The organism is Pseudomonas sp. HMWF006, assembly GCF_003061205.1.
In the GTDB taxonomy this organism is placed as follows: domain Bacteria; phylum Pseudomonadota; class Gammaproteobacteria; order Pseudomonadales; family Pseudomonadaceae; genus Aquipseudomonas; species Aquipseudomonas monsensis.
Genome location: NZ_QAIU01000530.1, coordinates 1,460 through 8,519, shown reverse-complemented (window position 1 = coordinate 8,519; position 7,060 = coordinate 1,460). Strand labels below are relative to the sequence as shown.

At 61.5% G+C, this 7,060-nt stretch carries 10 protein-coding genes; 6 read left to right on the top strand and 4 right to left on the bottom strand.

Translation table 11 applies throughout. The annotated features are described in order from the left end of the window. The 3 genes from DBR24_RS23905 to DBR24_RS23895 all read left to right on the top strand — a co-directional run. On the top strand, positions 1-631 hold a 631-nt coding region (locus DBR24_RS23905; RefSeq protein ID WP_158277049.1), incomplete at its 5' end, for an ABC transporter substrate-binding protein. A gap of 10 nt (positions 632-641) precedes the next feature. After that, complete coding sequence (locus DBR24_RS23900; RefSeq protein WP_123463901.1) at positions 642-1,445, top strand: ABC transporter permease; 804 nt, start codon at positions 642-644, stop codon at positions 1,443-1,445. Next, positions 1,433-2,269 (top strand): ABC transporter ATP-binding protein, encoded by an 837-nt coding sequence (locus DBR24_RS23895; RefSeq protein ID WP_128615970.1) that lies wholly within the window; start codon positions 1,433-1,435, stop codon positions 2,267-2,269. The genes DBR24_RS23900 and DBR24_RS23895 overlap by 13 nt, the downstream gene beginning before the upstream one ends. A 54-nt stretch (positions 2,270-2,323) precedes the next feature. Here the strand turns inward: DBR24_RS23895 and DBR24_RS23890 are convergent, their stop codons facing one another. The 4 genes from DBR24_RS23890 to DBR24_RS23880 form a co-directional block, all read right to left on the bottom strand. Then, a complete protein-coding gene (locus DBR24_RS23890) occupies positions 2,324-2,992 on the bottom strand; it encodes a hypothetical protein (protein ID WP_256591778.1) in 669 nt (222 codons plus the stop codon). After that, on the bottom strand, positions 2,977-3,243 hold the full coding sequence (locus tag DBR24_RS33470) for a hypothetical protein (RefSeq protein WP_256591777.1): 267 nt from the start codon (positions 3,241-3,243) through the stop codon (positions 2,977-2,979). Before DBR24_RS33470 ends, DBR24_RS23890 begins: the two co-directional genes overlap by 16 nt. Positions 3,244-3,297: 54 nt before the next feature. Continuing rightward, complete coding sequence (locus tag DBR24_RS23885) at positions 3,298-4,377, bottom strand: endonuclease/exonuclease/phosphatase family protein (RefSeq protein ID WP_128615969.1); 1,080 nt, start codon at positions 4,375-4,377, stop codon at positions 3,298-3,300. Between the two features lie 75 nt (positions 4,378-4,452). Beyond that, entirely contained in the window at positions 4,453-5,127 is a 675-nt protein-coding gene (locus DBR24_RS23880) for a YciC family protein (protein ID WP_123463908.1), read from the bottom strand. A 178-nt stretch (positions 5,128-5,305) separates the two neighbouring features. On the opposite strand from DBR24_RS23880, the gene DBR24_RS23875 reads away from it, so the two are divergent. From DBR24_RS23875 to DBR24_RS33465, 3 genes are all read left to right on the top strand, one after another. Next, positions 5,306-6,064, top strand: coding sequence for a DUF2076 domain-containing protein (locus tag DBR24_RS23875; protein ID WP_128615968.1), 759 nt, complete (start codon positions 5,306-5,308; stop codon positions 6,062-6,064). Between the two features lie 258 nt (positions 6,065-6,322). Beyond that, positions 6,323-6,802: an NYN domain-containing protein gene (locus tag DBR24_RS23870; RefSeq protein ID WP_007949802.1), complete on the top strand. Its 480-nt coding sequence runs from the start codon at positions 6,323-6,325 to the stop codon at positions 6,800-6,802. A gap of 41 nt (positions 6,803-6,843) precedes the next feature. Further along, the coding region (locus DBR24_RS33465) for a PolC-type DNA polymerase III (RefSeq protein WP_256591776.1) at positions 6,844-7,060 on the top strand (217 nt) is incomplete at its 3' end.

Sequence of the window (7,060 nt, the reverse complement as noted above, 5' to 3'; positions counted from 1 at the left end):
CGTCAAATCCCTGCAGGAACTCAAGGGCCAGGCCGTGGCCGTCAACGAAGGCTCGACCTCGCAGTTCTGGCTCTCGTACCTGCTGAAAAAGAACGGCATGAAAATGAGCGACATCACCGTGCAGAACATGACCGCGGACGATGCCGCCACCGCGTTCATCGCCGGGCGCGTACCCGCCGCCGTAACCTGGGAACCACACCTGTCGATGGTCCGCGACAAACAGCAGGGCAAAGTGCTGATCGACAGCAGCAGTACCCCCGGGGTGATCGTCGACGTGGTGGCGCTGAACTGCAGCGTCATCGAGAAACAGCCGCAAGACGTCAAGGCGCTGGTGGCGGGTTTGTACAAGGCGGTGCAATACACCAAAGATCATCCCGAAGACGCTTACAGGATCATGGCCAAAGGTGTCGGTGGTTATCTGTCCGATCCCAAGGAACTGGCCGCCGCTGCCCAAGGTGTACGTTTCTACGATCAGGCGATGAGCGAGAAATTGCTCGGCGCACCGGGCAAGCCGGGCGACAGCGCAGCGCTGATCAAACTGGCCAACGAAACCGCCAGCGAATTGCAGGGTAAACCTTACAACGTCAGCAACGACGATCTGGTCGACAACCGTTTTGTCAGCCCGCTCTAGGAGGTCTGCAATGTTCAAGCGCAATTCGTGGCTGAGCCGCTGCCTCACGCCGAAGACCGGTTTGCCGGTGCCGGTGGTGTGGAGCGCCAGCGGGCTGGCCTGGGTGCTGTTGATCGGTCTGTGGGCCGGGTTGTCCTACGGCGGTATCGTCCCGGGCATGTTCTTGCCGACGCCGGGGGCAGTGGTGGAAGCGGCTGTGCGCCTGAGCCGTGACGGCACCCTCGGCACCCACGTGTGGGCCAGTGTCGAAGTGGTGATGGTCGGCTTCATTCTGTCGTCGCTGGTGGCGGTGCCGCTGGGGTTATTGATGGGCAGCTTCCGCATCGTCCAGGCGTTCCTCGAACCGATGGTCAACTTCATTCGTTACCTGCCGGTGACTTCGTTCGTGCCGCTGTTCATCCTGTGGATCGGCATCGGTCTGGAGCAGCGGGTGTCGGTGATCATCTTCGGTGTGTTCTTTCAGCAACTGGTGATGATCGCGGACGTGTCCAAAGGCATTTCCAAGGACCTGATCAACGCTTCGTACACCCTCGGTTCCAATCGCCGCGACGCGGTGCTGCACGTCATCGCGCCGGCATCGGTGCCCGGCGTGCTTGATACCTTGCGCGTGACCATGGGCTGGGCCTGGACTTACCTGGTGGTGGCTGAACTGGTCGCCGCTTCCAGTGGGTTGGGCTATCTGAGTCTGAAGGCCATGCGCGGTTTTCAGGTCGACGTGATTTTCCTCGCCATCGCGATCATCGGCCTGCTGGGGCTGGTCACCGATCAACTGTTCCGTTTTCTCCGCTTGAGGGTTGCCGCATGGGCTCAGTGACTGCTGCCAATCATCGTTTTATCGAACCGGTCGCGAGCCCGGCGCAAGCGGCGCCGCGCTTGCAGGTGGACAAAGTCAGCCTGCGCTACAGCAAGCCTGGTGGCGGCACGTTCACTGCGCTTGAGGCAGTGTCGTTCGAGGTGCCGGATCAGCAGTTCGCCGTGCTGGTCGGGCCGTCGGGGTGTGGCAAGTCGAGTCTGTTGTACCTGACCGCCGGTCTGGCCGAGCCGACGTCCGGTGAGATCTACGTCGGCGGTCAGCAAGTGCAGGGCCCCGGCGCGGATCGCGGCATGGTGTTCCAGAGCTACACGCTGTTTCCGTGGCTGACGGTGCGCCAGAACGTCGAGTTCGGCCTCAAGCGGCGCGGTGTGCCGGCGGCGCGGCGCAAGGAGATTGTCGATTACTACGTCAACGAGGTCGGCCTGAGCGGGTTCGCCGACAACTACGCCAAGCAGCTGTCGGGCGGCATGATGCAGCGGGTGGCGATCGCCCGGGCGCTGGCCAACGATCCGCAGATCCTGCTGATGGACGAGCCGTTCGGCGCCCTCGACAGCCAGACCCGTCTGCAGATGCAGCAACTGTTGCTGCGGGTCTGGGGCAACAGCAAGAAGACCGTGCTGTTCGTCACGCATGACATCGACGAGGCGATTCTGCTCGGCGACCGGGTGTACGTGATGGGGGCCAAACCGGGGCGGATCAAACAGATCCTCGACGTGCCGATCGAACGCCCGCGTTCGCTGGACATGGTCATGGAGCGCTCGTTCATCGACATGAAGCGGCAGATCTTCGGGCTGCTGCATGACGATCTGGAAGAGGTCCACTGAAACGCGAGGCATCCCGTCCCTGTGGGAGCAGCTAGCTCCCACAGGGGGGGGCGATTACGCGAATGCGAAAACCGTTTTGACCCAGCCCTGCAATGTGTATTTCTGGTAGATGGTCTCGGGCACATCGACATACGGATCGGTGATGAAACGCTCGGGAATCACCGGGTTGGCCTCGTCGATCACCAGGATGTTGGCCGGATTGTAGAAGTCGTAATCGACCACGCTGTGGTTGGTGGTGATGACTTTTTTGCGCGAGGCCATGGCTTCGAAGAAACGGAAGCTCAAGCCGGCCTGGCCGGGTTTGGCGATGTCCAGAATGATCCGCGAGCGCTTTACCAGCTCCCCCACGGATTCCAGCGACATACGTTGCTCGAAAAAGGTGATGCCCGGGTGCGCACCGGGGATCGGTTTGCACTGCACCAGAAACTTGTAATCGGTTACGCCGAGTCGATCGAACTCCCGCGCCAGCCCTTCCAGGGCCGGCACTCGATCCTTGCCGGCCATCACCACGAACGCCGAATAGTCGCCGGGCGCACCGTCCGCGACGTAGTCCTCGTAAATGAAGTTGTAGTGCTTTTTCAGGCCGTAACTCTCGGCATTCCCCGGATCGAACGAAAACACCTCGTCATAACCGGCCAGTGCTTCGCGGGTCATTGGCCAGCGGCTGAAACTGTCGTAGAGGTAGGCGATCTTGCGGTCGGCCACATTCAGGCCGGCGGCCAATTGCTGCGGATCGATTTGCGCCGGGTTGATATCAGCGCAACGTCAAAGCGCGCAGCCTTGCCGAGGACCTTTTTGAACTGGCGCAACTGGGCCCAGCGTTTGAGCGGGCGGCGCAGGATCTTTGGTGCCCGGTCAAAGCGGTTGGACAGCGACGAGGTGTCGATGAAGCACACGTCGTGCTCGGTCATCAGGTAGTCGGCCAGTTTGCCGGCGTAACCGCCGATGTCCTTGCACACCAGTAAGATTTTCATGGGCGTTCCGTGTCGTGAATGCGTGAGCTGAAGCAGAGGGCGCGTTGGTCGCCACTAGGGCGTGGCAGGCAGCAGGAAGCGCGCAATCACCGGCAGATGATCGGAGATGCGCAACGTATCGTCCTGGCGCACCCTTGCTTCGACCCGTTTGATTTTCGGGCTGTAAAACAGATAGTCGACCGTGCGGTCCGGGCCATTCAGGCCAGGGTCGTTGGGATAGTGGGTCAGCCATTGCGCGCGGTCGATGCCGCTGGCCTCGTTGTTGGTCGGGATCATCGGGTATTTGTCCCACAGCAGGTGCAGTTCGCTGTCGGCGGAGTAGGGCGTGCGCTGCTCCGCCGGCAAGCGCCGGTATTGGCCGAGGGGCAACAGGTTGAAGTCGCCGCCGATCAGCCACGCCAGGCCCTGGCTTTCATACTTGTCGAGCACCCTGGCCACGGCCGTCACCTGGGTCTGCAAGGTGTCATCCGGTTGGCTGGCACGTTCCAGATGGATATTGAACACGGTCAGTTGCCCGCCATCGCTCAGGGGCAGTCGGGTGACGAGCAGCGCGTCTTTGGGCTGGAACTGGCGGCTGATGAAGTTGGCCTCGGCGATCGGCAATTGCAGGCGTTCGGCGTGTTCGATGCGGTAGCGGCTCAGGGTTGCCAGTTGTCGGCCGACGCTGCCGAAAATGTGCCGGTCAGGCACGAAATCGGCCTTCCAGTCGAAGGCGCTGGTGCTGCATGGATACAGGTCGGCAACCCGCTCCTGCAACAGCTTGAGCTGATCCTGATAATCGCTGGCCTTGGCGCCGTCATCCAGTTCCTGCAGCAGCACCACATCGGGCTGCTCATCGCGGATCACCCGCGCCACTTCATCGAGGCTGAACGCCATGTCTTCCAGGGTCGGCGCATCATCGTCGCCCTGGGCCAGATCATTCCAGAACACGTAGCGCTTGCCCGCCAGGTACTGAACGTTCCACGTCATGACTTTCAGGGCCTGGCCGGGCACCAGCGTCGGCGCGCTGGTGGTGCAGTTGACCGGCAGGGTTTCCCGGGCGTCGGGGCGCCAGGTCAGGCTGAACATCAGTGCGGCGGCCAGCGCGAGGGCGAGCAACACAAAGAACAGGGTGTAGCGCAGCAGACGGGTCATGGCTCGGCTTATAGCGTTACAGAAAGTGGCCCCGAGCATACCTGACGGCAGCCTCGAAGCCCAAGCGCAGAGCGGTCAGACCGCCCCGTCACGTTTGTCAGGCAATTCACTGATCAGCATGAACAGGCGAAACAGCACCACGCTGGTGAACAGTTGCAGGAAGCTGTGAGCGCTGTCGATCAACACGGCGATCAGCGGGTTCTGCGGCTCGGGATACACCGCCAGCGTCGCGCCCTTGAGCAGCCACAGTGGCGTCATCACGCACAGGATGCACAGCAGGATTCGCCAGAAGTGCCCACGGGTCAGGCGCAGGCTTTCCTTCATGGCCTGCAACGGCCCCAGGCCGCGCAGGACCAGCAGGTATTCACCGAACGCGAGCATGACCATCAGGATCAGGCCCGGCAGGAAATACAGCGACAGGCCCAACAGAATCAGCAGCGTGTTCAACGCGGTCAGCACGGCGAAGCGCGGCCAGAGGGTCGCGGCCATCGCCAGCAGATCCCGGTTGCGCGGCGCCTCGCCACGGCTGCGTGCATCGAGAAACAGAATCAGGGCGGCGGTGTACAGCGGATAGACCAACAGACCGACAATGACGTTGATCGCCGAGAAATTGTCCGGGCCGGTGGCGTGATCGACGACCTGTTGCAGAACCGCTTCGAAAATCACCAGCGGCAGGCACAACTGCACGATGCTGCCCAAATGACGTTTGAAAAAATACAGGGAGTCGCGCAGTACTTCGAAGGCATTCATCAGTCGGTATCGCAGGTCAAAAACAGTGGCTCACTTTAACCGATGATGGCGGGTGCGACACAAACGTAAACATTCGGTAAAGGTCATTGAAACATCCTGTCACTGTCTCCATTACGGGAGAGCACCTCGCCCACAGTGGGCGAGGGCAACGTTATCCCCGGCAATCTACGAGGTCGCCATGAACAGCGAAGAGCAAACCCTGATCGATGGACTGTTTTCCCGGCTGCAACAAGCCGAAACGGAGGCAGCCCCGCGCGACGCCCAGGCCGAGGCGCGGATCAAGGAACACCTGACCCGCCAGCCAGCGGCAGGTTATTTCATGACCCAGGCGATTCTGGTGCAAGAGGCGGCGCTCAAGAGCCTCGACGAGCAGAACAAGCAACTGACCCAACAAGTCCAGCAATTGCAGGCTGAGCTGCAAGCAGCCAAGACGCAAAGCGCGGCCCCCGCGCCAAGCGGTGGCGGCGGGTTCCTGTCCAGTATCTTCGGCGGCAGCCCGCGTCCGGCACCGACCCCAAGTGCTCCGGCCTCGACGGGCGGCTGGCGTGAGCCGGCACCGCAGCAGAATTTTGGTGCAGCACCGTCACAACAGAACTATGCCGCGCCACCGCCTAATTACGCGCAGCCAGCCGCCCCGGCAGCAGCGGGCAGCAGCTTTCTCGGTGGCGCCCTGAAAACCGCTGCCGGCGTGGCCGGCGGTGTGATGCTGGCGCAGGGCATCAGCAGCCTGTTCCATCACAACCAGCAGCCCGAAGAAATCGTTGAAGTGATCAAGGAAGAGCCGGCGCAAGTGGCTGACCATAGCAACAATGGCTGGAATGATGATCAGCGTGTGGCCGATAACGGCTTCTCGGGCAATGACCAGGGCGGGTTCACCGATACCGACTACAGCGACGACAACTCGTCGTTCTTCGATGACGATGATTCGTTCGTCTGACCCAAACCTTGCAGGTTGACATCGAACTGTGGCGAGGTGATTTATCCCCGTTGGGCAGCGTAGCGGCCCCGGTTTCTTGGGCCTGCTGTGCAGTCCAACGGGGATGAATCCCCTCGCCACATTCACCGCTCGTCAGTAGCACCATGGCGCCTGTGGGTGATTATTCGCTGAACATTCCTCTTGGCTGGCATACTGAGCGCCTTTTTCGGGCCCGGCGCCTGATCCCGCTTCGTGCGCTATGCGCCCACAGGAATCCCGGTGAAAAAAATCGCAGTGTTCGCCGACGTGCAGAACCTCTACTACACCGTGCGTCAGGCCTATGGTTGCCACTTCAACTACGCCGCATTGTGGGCGGACATCAGCAAGGACGGGCAGATCGTCGAAGCCTACGCCTACGCGATCGACCGTGGCGACAGCAAGCAGCAGCAGTTCCAGCAGATCCTGCGCAACCTCGGTTTCACCGTGAAGCTCAAGCCCTACATCCAGCGCAGCGACGGCTCGGCCAAGGGCGACTGGGACGTGGGCATCACCCTCGACATCATGGATGCCGCCGACCACGTCGACGAAATCGTCCTGGCCTCGGGTGATGGCGATTTCGACATGCTGCTCGAACGCATCATCAGCAAGCATGGCGTGCAAGCGGTCGCCTATGGTGTGCCCGGCCTGACGGCCAACTCGCTGATCCGCGCCGCCAGCCGTTATGTGCCGATCGAAGGCGCGCTGTTGTTGAAGAACTGAGCCGCTACTGAAGAATTGATTTGAACGGAGTACAACCCGGTTTGGAACGCATTGCAGTCATCGACTTTGAAACCACCGGCCTGTCGCCGAACAGCAGCTGTCGCGCCACGGAAATCGCCGTGGTCATGCTGGAAAACGGGCGCATCGTCGAGCGTTACCAGAGCCTGATGAACGCCGGCGTGCGCGTCCCGGCCTTCATCGAACAACTGACCGGCATCAGCAACGCCATGCTGCGCAGCGCGCCCTCGGCGGAAAGGG

Bases quoted from the DNA above. Each gene is read 5' to 3' on its own strand.
- DBR24_RS33470 (WP_256591777.1), bottom strand. From the start codon at position 3,243: ATGAAAATCTTACTGGTGTGCAAGGACATCGGCGGTTACGCCGGCAAA.
- DBR24_RS23880 (WP_123463908.1), bottom strand. From the start codon at position 5,127: ATGAATGCCTTCGAAGTACTGCGCGACTCCCTGTATTTTTTCAAACGT.
- DBR24_RS23885 (WP_128615969.1), bottom strand. From the start codon at position 4,377: ATGACCCGTCTGCTGCGCTACACCCTGTTCTTTGTGTTGCTCGCCCTC.
- DBR24_RS23875 (WP_128615968.1), top strand. From the start codon at position 5,306: ATGAACAGCGAAGAGCAAACCCTGATCGATGGACTGTTTTCCCGGCTG.
- DBR24_RS23895 (WP_128615970.1), top strand. From the start codon at position 1,433: ATGGGCTCAGTGACTGCTGCCAATCATCGTTTTATCGAACCGGTCGCG.
- DBR24_RS23900 (WP_123463901.1), top strand. From the start codon at position 642: ATGTTCAAGCGCAATTCGTGGCTGAGCCGCTGCCTCACGCCGAAGACC.